The organism is Peribacillus sp. Bi134 (genome assembly GCF_918698065.1).
Taxonomy (GTDB): Bacteria; Bacillota; Bacilli; order Bacillales; family DSM-1321; genus Peribacillus.
In genome coordinates, this window is sequence record NZ_CAKKLN010000005.1 from 383,840 (window position 1) to 403,285 (window position 19,446).

22 protein-coding genes are annotated in these 19,446 nt (G+C 40.5%); 7 read left to right on the forward strand and 15 right to left on the reverse strand.

The window, feature by feature from the left end:
* Positions 1–55: 55 nt before the first annotated feature.
* Positions 56–205 carry a 50S ribosomal protein L33 gene (gene rpmG, locus LQ188_RS13150; protein WP_028391797.1) on the reverse strand — a complete coding sequence of 50 codons (150 nt, stop codon included), beginning with the start codon at positions 203–205 and terminating at the stop codon, positions 56–58.
* A 118-nt stretch (positions 206–323) separates the two neighbouring features.
* Positions 324–932 (reverse strand): hypothetical protein, encoded by a 609-nt coding sequence (locus tag LQ188_RS13155; RefSeq protein WP_101222570.1) that lies wholly within the window; start codon positions 930–932, stop codon positions 324–326.
* 426 nt (positions 933–1,358) lie between these two features.
* On the opposite strand from LQ188_RS13155, the gene LQ188_RS13160 reads away from it, so the two are divergent.
* Complete coding sequence (locus LQ188_RS13160) at positions 1,359–1,739, forward strand: hypothetical protein (RefSeq protein WP_230177015.1); 381 nt, start codon at positions 1,359–1,361, stop codon at positions 1,737–1,739.
* A gap of 2 nt (positions 1,740–1,741) precedes the next feature.
* A complete protein-coding gene (locus tag LQ188_RS13165) occupies positions 1,742–2,194 on the forward strand; it encodes a hypothetical protein (protein WP_230177016.1) in 453 nt (150 codons plus the stop codon).
* Between the two features lie 68 nt (positions 2,195–2,262).
* Here the strand turns inward: LQ188_RS13165 and phoU are convergent, their stop codons facing one another.
* From phoU to LQ188_RS13210, 9 genes are all read right to left on the reverse strand, one after another.
* Complete coding sequence (gene phoU, locus LQ188_RS13170) at positions 2,263–2,916, reverse strand: phosphate signaling complex protein PhoU (RefSeq protein ID WP_230177017.1); 654 nt, start codon at positions 2,914–2,916, stop codon at positions 2,263–2,265.
* 20 nt (positions 2,917–2,936) lie between these two features.
* Positions 2,937–3,764 carry a phosphate ABC transporter ATP-binding protein PstB gene (gene pstB / locus LQ188_RS13175; RefSeq protein ID WP_101222574.1) on the reverse strand — a complete coding sequence of 276 codons (828 nt, stop codon included), beginning with the start codon at positions 3,762–3,764 and terminating at the stop codon, positions 2,937–2,939.
* 15 nt (positions 3,765–3,779) lie between these two features.
* Positions 3,780–4,658 (reverse strand): phosphate ABC transporter permease PstA, encoded by an 879-nt coding sequence (pstA, locus tag LQ188_RS13180; RefSeq protein ID WP_101222575.1) that lies wholly within the window; start codon positions 4,656–4,658, stop codon positions 3,780–3,782.
* Between the two features lie 3 nt (positions 4,659–4,661).
* Positions 4,662–5,561, reverse strand: coding sequence for a phosphate ABC transporter permease subunit PstC (pstC, locus tag LQ188_RS13185; RefSeq protein ID WP_101223464.1), 900 nt, complete (start codon positions 5,559–5,561; stop codon positions 4,662–4,664).
* Between the two features lie 138 nt (positions 5,562–5,699).
* Positions 5,700–6,662, reverse strand: a complete 963-nt coding sequence (locus tag LQ188_RS13190) for a PstS family phosphate ABC transporter substrate-binding protein (protein WP_101222576.1) — start codon at positions 6,660–6,662, stop codon at positions 5,700–5,702.
* A 206-nt stretch (positions 6,663–6,868) separates the two neighbouring features.
* Positions 6,869–9,043 (reverse strand): penicillin-binding protein 2, encoded by a 2,175-nt coding sequence (locus tag LQ188_RS13195; protein WP_230177018.1) that lies wholly within the window; start codon positions 9,041–9,043, stop codon positions 6,869–6,871.
* Between the two features lie 194 nt (positions 9,044–9,237).
* Positions 9,238–10,458 carry an MFS transporter gene (locus LQ188_RS13200; RefSeq protein WP_101222578.1) on the reverse strand — a complete coding sequence of 407 codons (1,221 nt, stop codon included), beginning with the start codon at positions 10,456–10,458 and terminating at the stop codon, positions 9,238–9,240.
* A 1,084-nt stretch (positions 10,459–11,542) separates the two neighbouring features.
* Positions 11,543–12,151: a superoxide dismutase SodA gene (gene sodA / locus LQ188_RS13205; RefSeq protein ID WP_034308436.1), complete on the reverse strand. Its 609-nt coding sequence runs from the start codon at positions 12,149–12,151 to the stop codon at positions 11,543–11,545.
* 145 nt (positions 12,152–12,296) lie between these two features.
* Entirely contained in the window at positions 12,297–12,782 is a 486-nt protein-coding gene (locus LQ188_RS13210) for a DUF456 domain-containing protein (protein WP_101222580.1), read from the reverse strand.
* A 161-nt stretch (positions 12,783–12,943) separates the two neighbouring features.
* Here LQ188_RS13210 and LQ188_RS13215 point away from each other — a divergent pair, with 161 nt between their 5' ends.
* The 4 genes from LQ188_RS13215 to ispG all read left to right on the forward strand — a co-directional run bounded on the left by LQ188_RS13215 (position 12,944) and on the right by ispG (position 15,993).
* Entirely contained in the window at positions 12,944–13,711 is a 768-nt protein-coding gene (locus LQ188_RS13215) for a DUF1189 domain-containing protein (RefSeq protein ID WP_157831004.1), read from the forward strand.
* A gap of 373 nt (positions 13,712–14,084) precedes the next feature.
* The gene (locus LQ188_RS13220) at positions 14,085–14,219 is read left to right on the forward strand and encodes an anti-repressor SinI family protein (protein ID WP_230177019.1); all 135 of its coding nucleotides are present in this window, start codon (positions 14,085–14,087) and stop codon (positions 14,217–14,219) included.
* Positions 14,220–14,333: 114 nt separating this feature from the next.
* Positions 14,334–14,666, forward strand: coding sequence for a hypothetical protein (locus tag LQ188_RS13225; protein WP_230177020.1), 333 nt, complete (start codon positions 14,334–14,336; stop codon positions 14,664–14,666).
* Positions 14,667–14,880: 214 nt separating this feature from the next.
* Complete coding sequence (gene ispG / locus LQ188_RS13230) at positions 14,881–15,993, forward strand: flavodoxin-dependent (E)-4-hydroxy-3-methylbut-2-enyl-diphosphate synthase (protein WP_185116202.1); 1,113 nt, start codon at positions 14,881–14,883, stop codon at positions 15,991–15,993.
* Between the two features lie 105 nt (positions 15,994–16,098).
* Here the strand turns inward: ispG and LQ188_RS13235 are convergent, their stop codons facing one another.
* The gene (locus LQ188_RS13235) at positions 16,099–16,569 is read right to left on the reverse strand and encodes a DUF4190 domain-containing protein (protein ID WP_230177021.1); all 471 of its coding nucleotides are present in this window, start codon (positions 16,567–16,569) and stop codon (positions 16,099–16,101) included.
* Positions 16,570–16,737: 168 nt separating this feature from the next.
* On the opposite strand from LQ188_RS13235, the gene LQ188_RS13240 reads away from it, so the two are divergent.
* Positions 16,738–17,322, forward strand: coding sequence for a hypothetical protein (locus LQ188_RS13240; protein WP_230177022.1), 585 nt, complete (start codon positions 16,738–16,740; stop codon positions 17,320–17,322).
* A 36-nt stretch (positions 17,323–17,358) separates the two neighbouring features.
* Here LQ188_RS13240 and LQ188_RS13245 read toward each other — a convergent pair whose 3' ends face one another.
* Genes LQ188_RS13245 through LQ188_RS13255 form a run of 3 tightly spaced genes read right to left on the reverse strand, consistent with a single transcriptional unit; the run spans position 17,359 to position 19,417 of the window.
* Positions 17,359–17,784 carry a Fur family transcriptional regulator gene (locus LQ188_RS13245; protein WP_101222584.1) on the reverse strand — a complete coding sequence of 142 codons (426 nt, stop codon included), beginning with the start codon at positions 17,782–17,784 and terminating at the stop codon, positions 17,359–17,361.
* 13 nt (positions 17,785–17,797) lie between these two features.
* On the reverse strand, positions 17,798–18,631 hold the full coding sequence (locus LQ188_RS13250) for a metal ABC transporter permease (protein ID WP_063233033.1): 834 nt from the start codon (positions 18,629–18,631) through the stop codon (positions 17,798–17,800).
* Positions 18,632–18,652: 21 nt separating this feature from the next.
* Positions 18,653–19,417 carry a metal ABC transporter ATP-binding protein gene (locus LQ188_RS13255; RefSeq protein WP_101222585.1) on the reverse strand — a complete coding sequence of 255 codons (765 nt, stop codon included), beginning with the start codon at positions 19,415–19,417 and terminating at the stop codon, positions 18,653–18,655.
* Between the last annotated feature and the right edge of the window lie 29 nt (positions 19,418–19,446).

Genomic DNA, 19,446 nt, shown 5'->3' on the forward strand with positions numbered 1-19,446 from the left:
AGGAAGAAGGGATTAAAAAAATGCATAAAAAAAACAACAGGAAAAATCCTGTTGCTTACTTTGTTTCGCGGTGAGTCGTGCTGCGTTTTTCTCTTGAGCAGTATTTTTTAAGCTCAAGACGGTCTGGATTGTTACGTTTATTTTTTTTAGAAATATAGTTACGGTCTCCACATTCAGTGCAAGCTAATGTAATATTTACGCGCATTGTGTATTTCCCTCCAAACATATTGACTTTTTCACATAGGACTTTTCTATAATAGCATTATTCAATGCGAATTGCTAGTATGTTTTTTGGGAAATCCAACTTTAACTTTTTTGAATTCTTAATTGTTTACGTTTTGCATCGTCAGGAGGAGCTGATTATTTATGACTTTCGCCTCTTCTTTCGTTTCAGCATGAATGACCCAGGCCACAGCTTCCACACATTCCTTCGGCAAGATTTCAGTCTCTAGCGTAAACACACTGGTAACTTCCCCTTTGGCGAGCGGTGAATAAGCCAAGAGCCCCTCCTTCAATGATTTGAAGCATCCCTCTTGATATAGGCTTCCCTTACCTTGGATACAATATTGAGAGATGCTTTTTCCTTTCACCAATCCACCCAATAAAGCAATCGACTGAGGAGCTACATGTAAAATCGCCCGTTCATTAGGGCTGTAAAAAGCCACCGCCTGCCTTTCGAAAGCGTTTTCATAGTGAAAAAACACTTTTGGGCGCTTCGTCTCGAATGATGTATTTCTAATCGTGAACTTCGAAAAGGTCACCTGCCCTTGGGTATATGTTTGTGAAAGTGTCCGGATCTCTCCATTCGGATGACTCATCATATCTTCCTCAGGATACCAATCAAAACTCTCATCCATCCATAACCCAGCCTTTAACCCCTTACGAAATATATCCTGGTTATCCTGCGGCATATACGCGAATAGCGAATTCATATAATCATCCCTTCCCCTTCTTTATCCTTATATATAGCTTATCGTTAGGCGCTGACAGTGAATCTATCCACTTTGGAATCTGCACACCATTTTCTTATAGTCAACCGATTTTTAACTATTCAAAATATTTTGTTTTTTCGATTTATTCTATCTTTATGTTAGCACTGAATTGGCTGATGGACAATAAACACATTTTGTCGAATTTTATGTATGTTATCTCTTAAAGGTTTTTTTCCCATTTTAATGCCTGATTTTTTTTATTCAACGACGGTCATTAAGCTTTTCGACAATATTTGAAACAAAACAGACAATAAATGAAGTTTACGGCCCATTTCGGAAAATATAAAAATATGAAAATCTCCATTTTTTTAAAAATATGTGTAAAATATAAATATATTGTCGAAAATTAGCTTCTGAGGTGAAAACATGGAAACACTTATCATCCTTCTTTTTTCTTTAGCGATCGTCCTTCTCATCATTTCCTTTTTCGGTAAAGATAAAGTTGCCAAATTAGAGGAAGATTTGGAGCAGATGACACTAACGTATATGCAGGATATCTACCAATTAAAGAAGAAGGTGAAGATTCTTGAAGAGGAATTCGTTATCCAGGACGATCCTGCTCCCTCTGTAAAGGTTAAATCAATTGTCAATTCCAATGATAGCGAACCCATTCATGAAATTTTAAAAAGCCAGGTTCTATCTTTATATAGTCAAGGTCTTTCTTTGGACCAGATCGCCAAACAATCCTCATTAACGAAGGAAAAAACAATTTCAGTGATCGAGCAGCAAAGATTGCGGGGTGAATGAGAATGAACAAAGCAAGACTGCAAGGTCTTTCCGCCGGTATCATTTTTACAACAACAATCTTTGCTGGCTTTCATTATGGCACCGGATTATTCGAAGGCACCACTCCCACTGAGGAGGAAGCTAAGGAATTGCTCGTGAAGAAAGGATTCGTCGTTACACACCCTATGGAGGAAGCTAAAAAGACCGTCCAACCAAAGGATCCAGATAAGGATTCAATGGAGAAAGGGGCTTCAAAAAAAGATCCCTCCATCGTCACCTATACAATTAAAGTGAAAACGAATATGACCACAACCGAAATTGCAGATAGCCTTGCCAATGAAAAAATCATCGATGATGCTGCTGAATTTGAAGCATACATGAATGACCATGATTTCTCAAATAAAATACAAATCGGTGATTTTGTTGTTACGAATAATATGAAATATAGACAATTGGCCAATACTTTGACCCATTAATGAATAAGAGAGGCTTTTAAATGGACGATGTCCGAAAAAAGCCTCTCTTTTTTTCAATTAGGATCGGTTCATTCATTCCTGCTGATATATCTCCCTCTTACCAGGAAGTAAATATTCTCTGCGATATTCGTTGTATGGTCCGCTGTCCTTTCCAAATATCGAGCTATTAAGGAAAGCTGTGTAACCTGCTGAAGGTTTTTTTCATCTGAAAGGCGAAGGAGACTCCGAATCATATCTCCATAAAAGCTATCAACCTCGTCATCCATTTCAATGATCTCTCTTGAAAGAACAACATCTTCCTTCTCAAATGCTTCTATTGAAAGTTGAATCATCTTTAATGTAATATCATGCATCTGCTTTAATGGTGTTAAAGGCAGAATAAATGGCTGGTCACCGATTCGGATGGCTGATTTAGCGATATTCACACCAAAATCCGCCATCCTTTCAATATCAGAGGCGATTTTTATGGCAGCAATGATACGCCTTAAATCAATCGCAACCGGCTGCTGCTTAGCAATCAGCAAAATCGCAAAGTCATTAATTTCCTCTTCCAGTAAATCAGCGATTGTGTCATCATCAATAACTTCAAGAGCCTCTTCTACATTATTGTTTTCCAATGCGGCATATGATTTTGATATGGCATTTGAAGCTAAATTAGCCAACTTCACGATTTTCTCCTGTAACTCTTTCAATTGAAGCTCGAAATTTTCACGAACGATCATTATCGCATCTCCCTTTCTCTTTAACCGAAGCGTCCGGTAATGTAATCTTCTGTTCTTTTATCATTCGGATTAGAGAAGATGGTGTTTGTATCAGAATATTCGATGACTTCCCCATTTAAGAAGAAGGCTGTTCTATCAGAGATACGTGCTGCCTGCTGCATGTTATGGGTAACGATGATAATGCTGAAATCCTTTTTCAGTTCTTGGACCAATTCTTCTATTTTCAAAGTGGATATCGGATCAAGAGCAGAAGTCGGTTCATCCATTAATATGACATCAGGTTCGATGGCCAAACATCTGGCAATACAAAGGCGCTGTTGCTGTCCACCTGAAAGTCCATATGCATTTTCATGCAGTCGGTCTTTCACTTCATCCCAAATGGCTGCCCCTTTTAAACTCTTTTCAACGATCTCATCAAGAATTTTTTTATTTTTAATTCCATGGATTTTTGGTCCGTATACAACATTTTCATAAATTGATTTTGGAAAGGGATTAGGCTTTTGGAAAACCATTCCCACCTGTGTCCTTAAATCTTCCACCTTATAGGACTGATCGAGGATATTCCTGTTTCTATATTTAATCTGGCCTGTCGTTTTCACATCCGGGACTAGCTCTATCATTCGGTTCAATGTTTTGATGTAGGTCGATTTCCCACATCCTGAAGGCCCAATGATGGCGGTCACTTCATTTTGGTGCATATCCAGATTAATATTTTTCAAAGCATGGTTTTCTCCATACCATAAATTGAGATTGGATGTTTCATACACCTTTTCCGTCAAGGCAGCTGATTCGACATTTTCGATTCCGATTGCCGTTGACTCTTTTTCTCTCGTTAAGGTCATATTCATGCTTCCTTCCTCCTATCAGTATCTTTTCTGGAATTTATTTCGAATTATAACCGCTATTGAATTCATGAATATTAACAGGATGAGTAAAACGATGATTCCCGCGGCAGCAACCTGCTGGAATTCCTCCTGTGGACGGGATGTCCAATTATAGATTTGCATCGGCAGCACTGTGAATGTATCCATGACCGTTTGAGGTAAAAAGGCGATGAACATTGGTATGCCAACCACCACCAATGGAGCCGTTTCACCGATTGCACGTGATAAAGCAAGTATCCCCCCAGTTAAAATGCCAGGTATCGCAGCAGGCAGGACCACTTTCAATATCGTTTGCCACTTTGTTGCACCCATTCCAAATGAAGCTTCCCTTAAATCACGAGGTACGGCACGTATGGCCTCTTGGGCAGCCACTATGATGACAGGAAGAACAAGTAGGCTCATCGTCAAGCCTGCTGCCAATATGGACCGGTCCAAGGCTAGGGCACGAACGAAAACCGTTAAACCCAAAAGTCCAAATACTATTGACGGGACACCTGCCAGATTGGAAATATTCACTTTGATAAAAGTGGTAATCCAATTCTTCCGGGCATATTCCTCTAAATAAATGGCCGTTCCAACACCAAGCAGCAGGGAAACCGGGGCCACCACTACCATCAACCAAATTGAACCGATCAACGCTGCCTTTATACCAGCCTCTTCAGGTTTCCTGGAAGCGAAATTCTGAAGGAAATCCCCATTCAGACTGCCAATTCCTTGAGTGAATATCCGATAAAATAAGATGGCCAATACGAGGAGGCCAACCAATGTTGCCAAGAAGAATAATCCTTTACAAATCGTGTTAACAGCCAGCCTAACAGGCATTTTTTTTGCAACATGACTTTTGTTTATCAGTTTCATGTCTTAGTATTCCTCCCTGAACTTGCGAGAGATGAACTGCGCCAGTAAATTCATGATAAGCGTAAAGACGAACAGTGTCATTCCAACCGCATAAATGCTGTAGTAAATCGTTGTCCCATATCCTGCATCCCCCGAACTTACCTGTACAATATAAGCGGTCATCGTTTGAATCGATGAAGTGATATCCATGCTCATATTTGGGGTCGAGCCGCCGGCAACACTCACAATCATGGTTTCCCCGATCGCTCTGGATAGAGCAAGAACGATGGATGCCACAATTCCTGAAACGGCTGCTGGCAATACCACTTTAATTGTCGTTTCGAGTTTCGTTGCTCCTAAGGCATACGCACCTTCGCGAATCGACTTCGGTACTGATACAAGGGCATCTTCCGACAAAGAGGCTATCATCGGCATGATCATGATTCCTACAACGATCCCAGGACTTAGAGCATTGAACATGTCAAGGGAAGGAAATAAATCCCGCAAAACCGGTGTTACAAAAGTTAAGGCAAAGAAGCCGTAAACGATAGTAGGGATTCCAGCTAAAACTTCTAAAATCGGCTTAATGATTCTGCGTGTTTTCTCTGATGCATATTCACTCAAGAAAATGGCTGTTGCAAGCCCTACTGGAACTGCAACCACCGCTGCTATGACTGTTATCTTCAATGTTCCCACGATAAGCGGCATAATCCCATAGGACGGTGTAGATGCAAATGGCAGCCATTTAGCTTCTGTAAAAAATTCGACGATAGATACTTTGTCAAAAAAGATAAATGTTTCAAATATAAGCGTCAGGATGATCCCGATTGTAGTAAAAACGGAAATTGCCGCCGTAAGGAACAAAAGCTTAGGGATGACTTTTTCCATATTCATTTTTTTCTTACTTTTCTTTTCCAGGATCATTTGCTGTACAGAATAGGTATCTGTTTTTCTAAGTTCCAACTTGCATCCTCCATTTCAGACACACAATATTTGGATTTACAAGCTGTTACCCCCGCCTTAATCGAGTCAAGGCGGGATTTCAGTAGCCTGTAATATCGTTTATTTTTCCAGTTCTTTTAATTTATCAAGATCTTTCTGGTACTCTTCTTCCGGCAGGCTGATATAACCCACTTCTTCAGCAAGCTCTCCTGCATTTTCAATGACGAATTGAGTATAATCAGCAACTTGTTCTTTTTCAGCTACCGACTTATTAGCTACATATGTGTAAAGTGGACGTGACAATGGTGCATACTCCCCACTTTTAATCGTTTCATGTGTTGGCTCTACAGCACCTTTGCCGTTGTCGATGGAAATGATCTTTAACTTATCTTTATTTTCAGAGTAGTAGGCATAACCGAAGAAACCAATCGCATTTTTATCACCTTCAACACCTTGTACAAGGACATTATCATCTTCTGAAAGCGTAGCATTTTCCACCATCGGTTTTTCTTCAAGGATCACTTCATTGAAATAATCATATGTGCCTGAATCTGTTCCCGGAGAGTAGAATTTAATTTCTTCGTTCGGCCATTCAGGACGTATATCAGACCATTTCTTCACCTTTCCATTATCAATCCACAGTTTTTGAAGTTCTTCAACTGTTAGTGAATCGATGAATTCATTATCTTTATTGGCGACGATTGAAATACCGTCAAATGCCAGTTTCAACTCTGTATATTTAACTCCCTTTTCATCAAGTAAGGCAGTTTCTTCTTCTTTGACCGGGCGGGATGCATTGGCTAGGTCCGTATCACCAGCGATGAATTTCTTGAATCCCCCACCTGTTCCTGACGATCCCACTGAAACCTTCACATCAGGCTGTGTAGCCATATATTCTTCTGCAACTGCCTCCATGATCGGAAAGACCGTTGAAGAACCATCCGTAATTACTTCTCCCTGCAGTTGGCCAGATCCTTTTCCTTCACCGCTGCTTGTCTTAGTGTCATCGGATCCACAACCCGCCGCTACTGCAATTACTCCACCCATCATTACAGTCATTGCCATACCTTTGAAACGTCTCATTTGTAAATCCCCCTAAGAATTTTATATGAATATTTTGTCCTACTCTCACATCATACTTTTAGACTGTAAACTCCGTTTGAAGCAAATGTAAATATTCAGTAAATAATTGTGTGCTAATTGTAAAGACGAAAGAACTGTACTGATCTAGGTCTTAAAATGCAAAAAAACACGTTTCCGGTTTTACCCAAAAACGTGTTTTTAACCTTTTATTCATTTTCCTGGCTTTTTCTAACTTCAGCTTGGTCCTTTTGAACGTCTTTACCATTCTCCACTTTCAAATCAGTCGAGGTTTCGGTATTTTCTTTGTCCTTCTTAGCCCGTTCTTTTTTCAGTTCGAAATAAGTATCCATGATTTCTTCACCTATCTCTTTACTCATGCTGTGGCCTGAATGTCCTTGGTATGCCCACGGAACAACGACCGCAAAAGCGACCTCAGGATTTTTAGCTGGGGCATAGCCAACCAACGTGATATTCATCGTATCTTGAGGTTCGCTATAATCCGCTCGGTTCGGACCATCATAGAACGCTTGCGCCGTTCCGGTTTTAGCCGCTACCGTATATGACTTATTCCCAAAGTAAGTATAAGCTGTTCCGCCTTGTTCCATCGAAACTTTCTCGAAACCGCTCTGCACACGTTCTATCCATTCTTCCTTCATCTCAAGACGATTAAGGACAGTTGGTGAAACGTCTTCGGCAACAGGACCCAATTCCTCATTATTATCAACAGGATCACGGATTTCCTTAACCATATGCGGCTTCATGCGGTTACCGCCATTTGCAATGGCTGAAACATACTGCACAAGCTGCATCGGTGTGTACGTATCGTACTGTCCGATAGCGAGGTCAAGCAGCTTACCTGGTGACGTTTCCGAACCTTTGAATCCACTCATTTCATTCGGGAGATCAATCCCCGTGCGGACACCCAAGCCAAACTGGGCAAATGAATTCCGCATGGTCGAAAAGGCGCTAGAACTAATATTCAATGGCTCATTCGGCACATAATGCGCACCTGCAATATTAATTGCCGTTCTGAACATATAAACGTTCGAGGATACTTTTAAGGCAGTCAAATCATTAATGTTCCCGAAGTTACTATATGAGCCTTTTTCCTTTGTACCCTTAATCTTCAGCTTCGTATCATAAAAGTATGTACCTGGCTGAATGGCTCCTTGCTGATAACCAGTCAAAACAGTTGCGCCTTTTACTGAGGAGCCCATTGTATAGGAAGTCGTAATATTCCCTAATGCAAAGTCCTCTATGGAAGATTTCCCTGTTTTTGAATCCTTCTCATATTTCTTGCCCGCCATCGTTAAAATTTCCCCTGTATTAGGATCCATCATAACGACAAAAGCTCTATCCAAGAATTTGGTGTTGCCCATTTTTTTCTTGGCAATCAATTGCTTTTCAATGATTTCCTCTGTTGCAAGCTGTAAATCCATATCAACTGTCAATATAAGATCTTTTCCTCGCGAACCTTCAGTAATCACTTCGGAATCGACAACATTTCCTGATTTATCGGTCACATTCCTTACTTTCGCTTTCTGCCCTTGGAGGATATCTTCATATTGCGCCTCGATATAGCTCTTTCCTACTCGGTCATTCCGGCTGTAATCACGTGCAAGGTAGTAGTTCAGGCTTTCACTAGGTAACCCTTCTTCAGATGAGGAAACTTTACCCAATACAGATTTAAGTGTTTTATTATATGTATAAAAACGATCCCAATCTGTAGATACATCGACTCCTGGGAGCGAATCAAGGTTTTCACTCACCTTGGCGAACTCTTCTTTTGTTACTTTCTTGTTTTTCACAATTTGCGGGGTAAGGGCATATCCGCTTGCAAATTCCCTATAGATAGCAAGGACTTCCAAATCTTTATCCGAAAGCTTTGTTTCTTCTTCAGTAATTCGATCAAGCTGAAGCTTATACAAATCACTTTCTTCCATCTCGCCTTCTTCCACTTTTTTCCGCTCTTTATCGGTAATCTTTTTCTCGGCCAGCTTTGGATTCTTCAAAATCCAAAAATCCTTTTTATCGCGTTCAGTCACTTTGTCTGTTTCCTTTTCGATCAACTTCGCGAGTTCCCCAGCCGTTTCCAGCATTTCTGTTTGTTTCGTACCTTGCTTTCGTGTATATGTAATTGCATCCAGTGGTTGGTTATCGACCATCAATTTTAAATTCCGGTCATACATTTTCCCACGGGGCACCGAATTATTCACGGTCACTTCCTCTGTTCTTTCAATCTCACGCCGGTAATCATCACCATAAACAATCTGTACAACACCCAAGCGTAAAATTAAAGCGGAAAACAAAACAAACACTAAAAAGAAAAGAATATTCAATCTGAAAGGCACATGCGTCTTTTTCTTTTTCTTTTTATTCACACTAAGCCACACATCCTTTTTACATAGTCATAATAGGTCCTATACCATTCTATAGAACATTTATATTTTTTTCTACCTTAGTGTTCTAGAAATATTAAACATCTAACGAACTTTACATAAAAAGTGACTTACGGCTCATAGATCCTAAAACGGTAAGTCCTGATATTGGAAAAGAGGCCTCTAAGGCCTCTTTTTCAATCTTGGTCAATGATATCGATTTTCCGTATAAACCAATATATCACGGTATGCCCTGCCCCGACGATTAACAGATAGATCGGCAGTACTTCCTTTAGGTCGAATAACATGACGGAAAGTATGAATCCTGATATCGATACGATCCTTCCAAGATGAACGAACAGTTCCCGGACAACGATATATTCAATCCTCATTTCCGCTGCCTTCCAAGCACGGCCTATAATGTCATACGTCAACGATATATAAGGGACCAAAAGAATAGGATAAGCGGTAGCTACAATTGCCCCATAAATGAGAAGCTTCCCGAATGTGATATCAAATGCAATCAATAAGACCCCTGCATACAACAGGATTCCTCCAATAAGAATGGCCTTTTTTCGCATCGGCTGTTTTATATATCGTGAAGCAAAAAAATACGCAACGAATGAAATGGCCGAATTTAACAGACCATAGCTCCCTAAGGCAAGTTCACTATCCGTCTGAATGAAAACGTTAATCGAAATGATGAACATGAAGGTGCCCTCTCGTATCCCTTGAAAAAAGTGAGCACGTGTGATCAATAGCCAATTCCGATTATTTTTACGTTCCTGCAATATCCGAAGGAAACAGTATCTGCCATGTGCTGGACGTCTTTTTAACGAAAAGCTAAGAAACACCGCAACGGAAAACAATAGCAAAGACAATCCGAATACAATGGAATATCCCGTGAATTTTTCAAGCCTCGAAATGATGAACCCTGAAAGAATCGGACCGACCATTCCCCCAAGGGATGATAAAATCCCTAAAAAACCATTGAAGAAATCTCTTGTTTCCGGTTCAGTTATCTCAAAAGTCAAGACATTATAGGCAAGCCAATAAAACCCATAACCAATTCCTAACAGTCCACCAAGCAACCAAAGGAAATCCGTTGCCCGTGTGCCGACCAATAGGACTGATAAATAAAATAGGGCCAAAAAGATAACACCCAGACGCAAAACAATGATTCGATCCACTTTTTTCGCCAACCTGCCAGCAAAGACAAAGGTAAGCGGTTGAAAAAGCACCACGGTTAGATTATATACGGCAATATCAACAATTTGACCGGATTGTTTCCACAAGTACACATTAACGAATGTATTGGATAAAGCAATACTTAGGCTGTACAGCCCGCCAATAAACAAAAGGAGGTGCAGATCCTTCTTTCCCCCCGCTTCACCCAACCATCTCTCTAAAATACCCATTGTTTTAACTCTCCTTTAAATTCCACTCTAGTGTTTGAAAAAACAAAAGAATTTATGTAAAAAAAGGTAAAGAAAACTCTTTGATTGGCGAGCCAGGATGGCGATGACAGAGAAGTAGTTGCACTTATACTGTTTTCCTTAATAGCTTTTCCCTTTAAGTCAAGAACAGTGTAAAGAAAACTCTTTGATTGGCGAGCCAGGATGGCGATGACAGAGAAGTAGTTGCACTTATACTGTTTTCCTTAATAGCTTTTCCCTTTAAGTCAAGAACAGTGTAAAGAAAACTCTTTGATTGGCGAGCCAGGATGGCGATGACAGAGAAGTAGTTGCCCTTATACTGTTTTCCATAATAGCTCTCTCTCTCAAGTAAAATTAATAATAGTGTAAAGAAAACTCTTCGATTGGCGAGCCAGGATGGCGATGACAGAGAAGTAGTTGCCCTTATACTGTTTTCCTTAAAAGTTCTCTCCCGAATAAATCAAAAACAGTGTAAAGAAAACTCTTTGATTGGCGAGCCAGGATGGCGATGACAGAGAAGTAGTTGCACTTATACTGTTTTCCTTAAAAGTTCTCTCCCGAATAAATCAAAAACAGTGTAAAGAAAACTCTTTGATTGGCGAGCCAGGATGGCGATGACAGAGAAGTAGTTGCCCTTTTACTGTTTTCCTTAATATCTTTTCCCTTTATATCAAAAACAGTATAAAGAAAACTCTTCGATTGGCGAAGACGAAGGGGATGATCATGAATTTGGAGTGTTTACTCGTGAGTTTCGAGATTTCACTCAGGAATTGGAGAGTTTACTCGTGAACTTTTGCGTTTTACTCGTGAATTTCGGGCTTTTACTCGTGAGTTTTGAGCTTTTACTCGTGAGTTTCGAGATTTTACTCGTGAATTTGTGCGTTTCTCGTAAATTTCCATCTTTATTCGCAGCTTTTTCTCGTGAATTTCTTTCACTTCTTTTGGCGAAACAGCATACGGGTTGCCTTTATATAGTTTTTCTTCAATGTTCCCGTTCGGATTAGAGAAACAAAAAAAAGACAGGATTCCTTTTCAGAAAAGGAACCCTGTCTTTTTTAATTACAAATTATTTTGCAGCGCTGTAACGTTTTGCAACCTCATCCCAGTTTACAACATTCCAGAAAGAATTGATGTATTCAGGACGACGGTTTTGGTAGTTTAGGTAGTATGCATGTTCCCAAACGTCCAATCCAAGAAGCGGTGTTTTACCTTCTGATAATGGATTGTCTTGGTTTGGTGTACTTGTTACTTCCAACTCGCCATTGTTGACTGCAAGCCAAGCCCAGCCAGATCCAAAACGAGTAGTAGCCGCTTTAGCGAACTCTTCTTTAAAGCTGTCAAAGCTTCCGAATTTTGAAGTGATAGCATCCGCTAATTCACCAGTCGGTTGTCCGCCGCCGTTAGGTGAAAGGATTTCCCAGAATAAAGTGTGGTTAGCATGTCCGCCACCATTGTTGCGTACAGCTGTACGAACAGCTTCAGGTACTGCGTCAAGGTTAGCGACGATTTCTTCAACGCTTTTGCTTAGAAGTTCTTGGTTACCTTCTAGGGCATTGTTCAGGTTTGTCACATATGTGTTGTGATGTTTAGTGTGGTGAATGTTCATTGTTTCTTTGTCGATGTGTGGTTCTAATGCATCATATGCATACGGTAATTGTGGAAGTTCAAAAGCCATAATAAAATTCCTCCCTATGTAAGCTTTTATTTTTTGAGGGCTTCAGTTCTCGAAAGATACATAAAGCTCGCTAGAAATAGAGTATCAAATTTTTGTAACCGTTTCAAACCTTATGCCTCAATTTTTCATTTTTCGATTATATTTCCTATGAGAATACCACGAATAAAAAATATCCAATCATCAAAACTTGGATGATTCCTTTTGTGATGACGCTGCTTATAAAGCCTACAACGGAACCAAGGCCGATTTTCGAAGCAGTGACCGGGTCTTTTTTATGTACTAGGATTTCTGCCAGGAATGCCCCGATGAATGGTCCTATTAGTATTCCGAGGAACGGGATCACGAATGGCCCGACCAGAAGCCCAATCGTACTGCCCCAAATTCCCGCTTTCGTGCCTCCATACTTTTTGACCCCGACCATGTTCGCAATGTAATCAGCTGCGAATAAAAGGATGACGAATAAAATTTGGACCGTCCAGAAAAACCAGCCAAATGGTTCAAAAGAATAAAATAGTCCATATAGCAATATTCCGCCGAAAATGAATAAAACACTTGGGATGATTGGAAAAATCAGACCGACAAACCCCATTATGAACATGAGGGTAATTATTATCCAAAATAGTGTATCCATCATTAACACACCCCTTTCTCATTTTATATAATTTGACTTTATCTCTCCATAATTACCTCATTACTGATGGTTGAAACCAATGAAGCAGAATACAGGTTGTTTTATTTTTCCCATATAGTTAAAATTGGTTAGGAATCTTATATAGTTAGGTGCTGAAAACATTGAACATATTCAAACAACTATGGGTAAGCTTGTATTCTCCTAAAGATATCGCTTCCTTTCAAAACCAAGGTATCGGGAAAACGATATTATTCGTTTTCTTTATAAGTCTCATCGCCTTTCTCCCTTCAGCTTTTTATTTCGGGACAATGATAGTTAACGGGATAGATGCGATGCACGAAACAGTATCCGAAGACTTACCGGCATTTGAAATCAAAAATGGCACGTTGACAACTGAACAAGATGAGCCGTTTAGCCTGAATAAAAACGGATATCAAATTTTTGTAGATGGCACGGGAGCTTTGACCCCGGAAGATGTAGCCACTAAAGCTGATGAAGCTGTCGCGCTTTTAAAGTCTGATCTGGTTTTCGTATCCGGAGGCAATGTGCAATCCTCTCCATATTCAGTTCTGGAGGGAGATAATAAGGAAATATCCACTTGGCTTGATTCAGTTGAATCTGTGCTGCCTATTATCCTTCCATTGCTTCTACTTATATTATACCTGTTTACTGCTAGCGGTATCTTCATTAAAGTGACAATCCTTGCCGCTTTCGGTCTTTTTTTCAAAAATGCTCTTGGCCGTCCTCTTTCCTATAGGCATCTATGGAGAATCGGTGCTTACAGCATAACGCTTGCCACGGTATTCTTCGCCATCATGGATGCTTTTCAAGCAATGGTACCGTTCGCTTCCATCATTAGCTGGTTTGTGACATTGATGATGTTATTCTTATCGATTAAAGAAACATCAGCCAATAAGATCGGAAATTGACATTAATAAGATTGGACTCAGACTGTAGGGAAGCTCGATGAGAATCGAGCTTCCCTACAGTCTTTTAAGGCTTTGTAAAATTTGAACGTTGATTGGAACCAGGGCGGTCTTTGCGCCTGCGGGGTCTCCCTAATACACGCTTTCCCGCAGGAGTCTCGCAAACCTGTTCCAATCAACTTTTTTAAAATTCAGATAGAACCCCATTTAATTCGACCACCGGGTCCGGCTCTTTTTGCTTAAATAAAATCGGGTAATCCATGCCTTTGCAGCATATGACTACAGTCATCATTTTTTTAATCTACTTAATTCGACAAAATACTCACTAAGTTATTCCTATACTTATGGTTGAAATAGTAATTAAGAGGTGATAGATGTGAAGGAGAGTCATATTGATGTACAGTGGTTGCTACTCATAATAGAGGCAAAAAAGAGTGGTCTGACCCCAAAGGAAATTCGCTCCTTTCTTAACACTCATTCAAATAATAAGGATGATACTCAAATGAAATAGAAAAATTTGAATGGCCACTCTCATATTCCATTTGAAGAATTGCCCATTTTTAGGCATATTTTTTGCCCCCTCCAAGTATAGATGAATTAAAGACAAGCTTGGGAGGATGGAAAATTGAAACGGCTACTGCTTTTTATCTCATTCTGTTTCACTTTATTTATTATTTATTTTGATATGACTACGGGTACCCTGCCGGCTTCCCATCCACCGGCCTCTACAGGCGAACAGGCCGTCCCGGCCAGCAAGCCTGCATCCGCACCATCTGCCGCCTATAAAGAAATTACCATGAAACCGGGTGATACCTTACTTTCCATCGTCGAAACGGAAAAAGGCGGATCCAATCAGCCAATCGAAACGATCATCACTGACTTTCAAAGTTTGAATGAAGGATTGAAGCCCGAGGATATGCAGATTGGCAAAACATATAAGATTCCCGTTTACAAATAACCCCCATAATAGGAATCTCCCCCTTCACAAGAACCATTAAGGGGATTTCCCAGCATCGATTGTATCCAGAAATTAGGGGATGTCTCGTGATGAAAAAACATTATGCGTCCTATTTCCTTGTCAAGCGGTATGTACATTGATACAATATTTCAGAGAAACAAATTAAAAATCAAAACTGATTTTTTCCTAAAGGAGAGAATTCCACTTGAGTGAAATCATACATCGCACCAAGACGCGGCCAATTAAAGTCGGAAACTTAACGATTGGCGGCAATAATGAAGTTATCGTACAAAGCATGACAACGACAAAAACACATGATGTTGAAGCAACGGTTGCAGAGATTCTTCGCCTTGAAGAAGCTGGATGTCAAATCGTACGTGTCGCCTGTCCGGATGAAAGGGCAGCTGATGCAATCTCTGAGATAAAAAAACGGATAAACATCCCTCTTGTAGTCGATATTCATTTCGATTATAAACTTGCTCTGAAGGCAATCGAGGGCGGAGCTGATAAAATCAGGATTAATCCTGGTAACATCGGTCGCCGTGAAAAGGTTGAAGCAGTAGTGAAAGCTGCGAAGGCTAAAGGAATACCAATTCGCATCGGGGTCAATGCTGGTTCTCTAGAGAAGAAAATCATCGAGAAATATGGCTTCCCGACTGCTGATGGAATGGTAGAAAGTGCTTTACACCATATTAAGATCCTGGAAGATCTGGACTTTCATGACATTATCGTTTCCATGAAGGCTTCCGATGTGAATTTAGCCATCGAGGCATATGAAAAAGCTTCGAAAGCATTCGATTATCCTTTACATCTTGGGATCACGGAATCAGGTACGCTATTTTCAGGAACCGTAAAAAGCGCTGCCGGACTAGGTGCCATCCTAAGTCAGGGCATCGGAAGCACGATGCGTGTTTCCTTAAGTGCCGATCCTGTCGAAGAGGTGAAGGTGGCAAGGGAGCTTCTAAAAGTATTTGGCCTTGCTTCCAACATGGCCACTTTAATTTCCTGCCCTACTTGCGGACGAATCGAGATTGATTTGATTTCCATCGCCAATGAAGTTGAAGAGTACATCCAGACGGTCAAAGCGCCAATCAAGGTATCAGTGCTTGGTTGTGCGGTAAACGGCCCTGGAGAAGCCCGTGAGGCTGATATCGGCATTGCCGGGGCCCGAGGTGAAGGTTTACTGTTTAGAAAAGGTCAAATTGTTCGTAAAGTGCCTGAAGAGACGATGGTCGAGGAACTTAAAAAAGAAATTGACAAAATCGCTGAAGAGTACTATGAAAAACAAAGAGCCGAAGCTGCTGCTGCAGCTTTACTAAATAAATAAAACAAAGAATCCCGATGTTTCATTATCGGGATTTTTTGTTTTATACCATTTGAAAAAACCCTTTGATGCATTTCGGAAAATGACATCAAAGGGTTTTAATGGTGTTTAAAAGAATGGCAGGATGAATATGCCAACGATGATGGAGATTGCACCAATGACGATGGCCCAAGTACCTAAGTTCGATCCCCGGCTTCTGGCCACTATCCCTACAATGATACCCACAATCCCTAAAATGAAGGGCATCGTGAATAAAGATATAATGGAGATGATCAAAGCTATGACACCAATCGCTTTCCCTCTTGATGCCACATCCCCAGAACCATTATCCTCTGCACGTCCATCATTTTTATATGACCTGATTCTCTGAGGCGGTGTTGAAATTTCGGCAGACGTTTCTTCCTGATACCGGTTATCCATATTGGTTATGGTCCCACGACTTTCATATCGTCTGTCATCTTCAGGTGTATCTTCATTATAATACCGCTCATGATGCTGATCATCCACAACGGTTGGTTCACTGCCCTCTTTCGCCAATTGCATTTCGTCGTCAATACTGGAGTATTGATCTTTTTCCATTCGTGCATCCCTCACTTTCATTTGTGAAGCATTTATAGTGTATGTAAAAATCGCGGATCCCATCGTGAAAATGGTTTCATATCTTGGAAATAAATACGGGTATTTACCAAAGCTATGATGGGATATGTTACACTATTACAAGTATTGCAAATGAGGGAGAGATTCATCATGAAAAAACGTTTTGGCATCGATATAGACGGGACTGTTACAAGACCTGATTCCATGGTCCCCTTTTTAAATAAAGCTTTCCAGCTGAATTTAGCTTATGAGGACATTACCGAATATGACTTATTCCCTTTCGTGAATGTTCCAAGAGAGGATTTCACTAAATGGTTCATTGAGAGCGAGCCACTCATCTATTCGGAATCATTATTGGCTGAAGGTGCGAAAGATGTATTGGAAAAATGGACTGAACACGCTAACCTTTATTTCATAAGTGCCAGAAGTAACCGTTTATTTGATGTAACCAAAAATTGGTTCACGTCGAATGAAGTCCTATATGATCATATTGAGCTTGTAGGCTCACACGATAAAGTGGCTGCAGCCAAAAAATTCGAAGTCGATCTCTTTTTAGAGGACAAGCACGATAATGCAGTGGCGATTTCGGAAGAGTGTAAAATACCCGTGATTTTATTTAATACTCCTTACAACCAAGATCCCGTGCCTGAAAGGGTGATTCGGGTCAACAATTGGCAAGAAGCATCTGCATGGGTGAATAATTGGATGTCAGGGCAACCGGTAACTATAAAATGAGACAAGAAAAAACCATTGACTGGAGGTCAATGGTTTTTATGCATCCAAAGATACGCTACATGCGGGACAGCGTCCGTAAATTTCAAATTTATGACCCGAAACATCGTAGTCCTTCAAGCTTTCCTGGAGTTCCTGCATCGGGCACAGTTCGATTTCTTTCGTTTTTCCACAATTTAAACAGATGAAGTGGTGATGGTGGGAAGAATGACCGCATGTAAAACGAAAACGCTTTTCCCCTTCCAACTCGGTCGCTTCAAAGATGCCCAGTTCTACAAATAAGGAAAGATTTCTGTAAATCGTATCGAAGCTTAAACCTGGATAATCCTGTTTCATATTCTCCAATACATCTTTGGCCGTTAAATATTTATCGCTGGAAGAGAAAAGCTGCAGCATTTCTTCCCTCTTTCCTGTATGCTTAAAACCTTTATCTTTTAATAGTTGCATGGCAGTAGTTACGTTCATTACATCACCCCATCTATCGATTTTTCCACTTATCAAACAAAATTGACAAGATGAGAATTAGTACAGCTATTATTACAATGGTCCCGCCAGGAGCAAGGTCAAGGTTATATGATAAGAATAATCCGCCTATGACAGACACTTCACCGAATAAGACCGAATATCCAATCATCTGCTTAAAACCCTTTGCAAAGCGGAGACTAGCAGCTACCGGGAGCGTCATAAGTGAAGAAACAAGTAATATGCCAATGATTTTCATGGAAGCGGCAATGACCAATGCGACCATTACAATAAAAATAAAATGAATCGCTTTATAAGGTATTCCGGACGCTTTCGCATGCTCTTCATCAAAAGATAACAGAAATAGTTCTTTATATAATAGGGTGAGCATCAAGGCTACGACTATCCCCACTGCCAAAATGACATATAAGTCCGCCCGGCTGACGGCACTGACACTGCCGAATAAATAACCGTATAAATCCGTATTGAAACCATCTGCAATGGATATGAAAATGACACTGAGACCCATGCCGCCTGACATTATGATCGGGATTGCAAGCTCTTGATAATGCTTGTACACCCCTCTTAATTTTTCAATGAATAATGAACCACCTACAGAAAAGGCCATTCCTATATAAAGTGGATTCAATCCTGCTAAAGATAGAAAGCTCTTCTGCAGCAATAAACTAAACGCTATCCCAGCAAGCGCTACATGACTTAGCGCATCGGAAATCATCGACATCCGCCTTACCACGACAAAAACGCCCACTAATGGCGCAATCGCTCCGATGATGATTCCGGTCAAAAATGCGTTCTGCAAAAATTCAAATTGCAATATCCCCGATATCATTGGGCTATCCTCCAAAACATATTAATGATCATGATTTAAAAATTGGACCCCATGTCCATAAATGGACGAGAGCTCACCTTCATCCAGCTCATTATATTCACAGGCATCCCCGTGAAAATGAAGCTTTTTATTTAAACAGGCGACATGTGTGACTTTATCGGTCACAGTACCAACATCATGAGTTACTAAAATCAGGGTTATACCTAATTTTTCATTCAACATCTCAAGCATTTCATAAAATTGGTGGACGTTTTTTGAATCAACGCCAACCGTAGGCTCATCCAATATCATCAATTCCGGTTCGCTGACCAGTGACCGGGCAATGAACACCCGCTGCTGCTGGCCTCCGGACAATTCCCCGATATTGCGGTTCTGATATTCAAGCATATCCACGGATTCCAGAGCCTTCTTCACCTTTTGCTTATCCTCTTTGCCTGCAAACTTAAACAAGCCGATTTTTTTGGTCAAACCACTCTGAACCACTTCAAAAACTGTGGCAGGAAACCCAGAGTTGAAAGAGTTGGCCTTTTGGGAAACGAAACCGACCTTTTGCCAATCTTTAAAGCGTCGTATGTCTTCCCCGAAAATTTCAATCTTTCCCTTTTGGAGCTTGAACAGACCAAGCAGCAACTTCAAAAGCGTTGACTTACCGGATCCATTAGGCCCAACGATTGCTAAGAAGGCCCCTCTAGGGATTTCAAGAGAAACATGTTCCAGCACTAGATCTTTTGTATATTTGTAAGATATATCTTCAAATTTAACTATGGGGTTTACTACATTATCCAAAGAGATCACCTATTTTTTTAAGAATCATT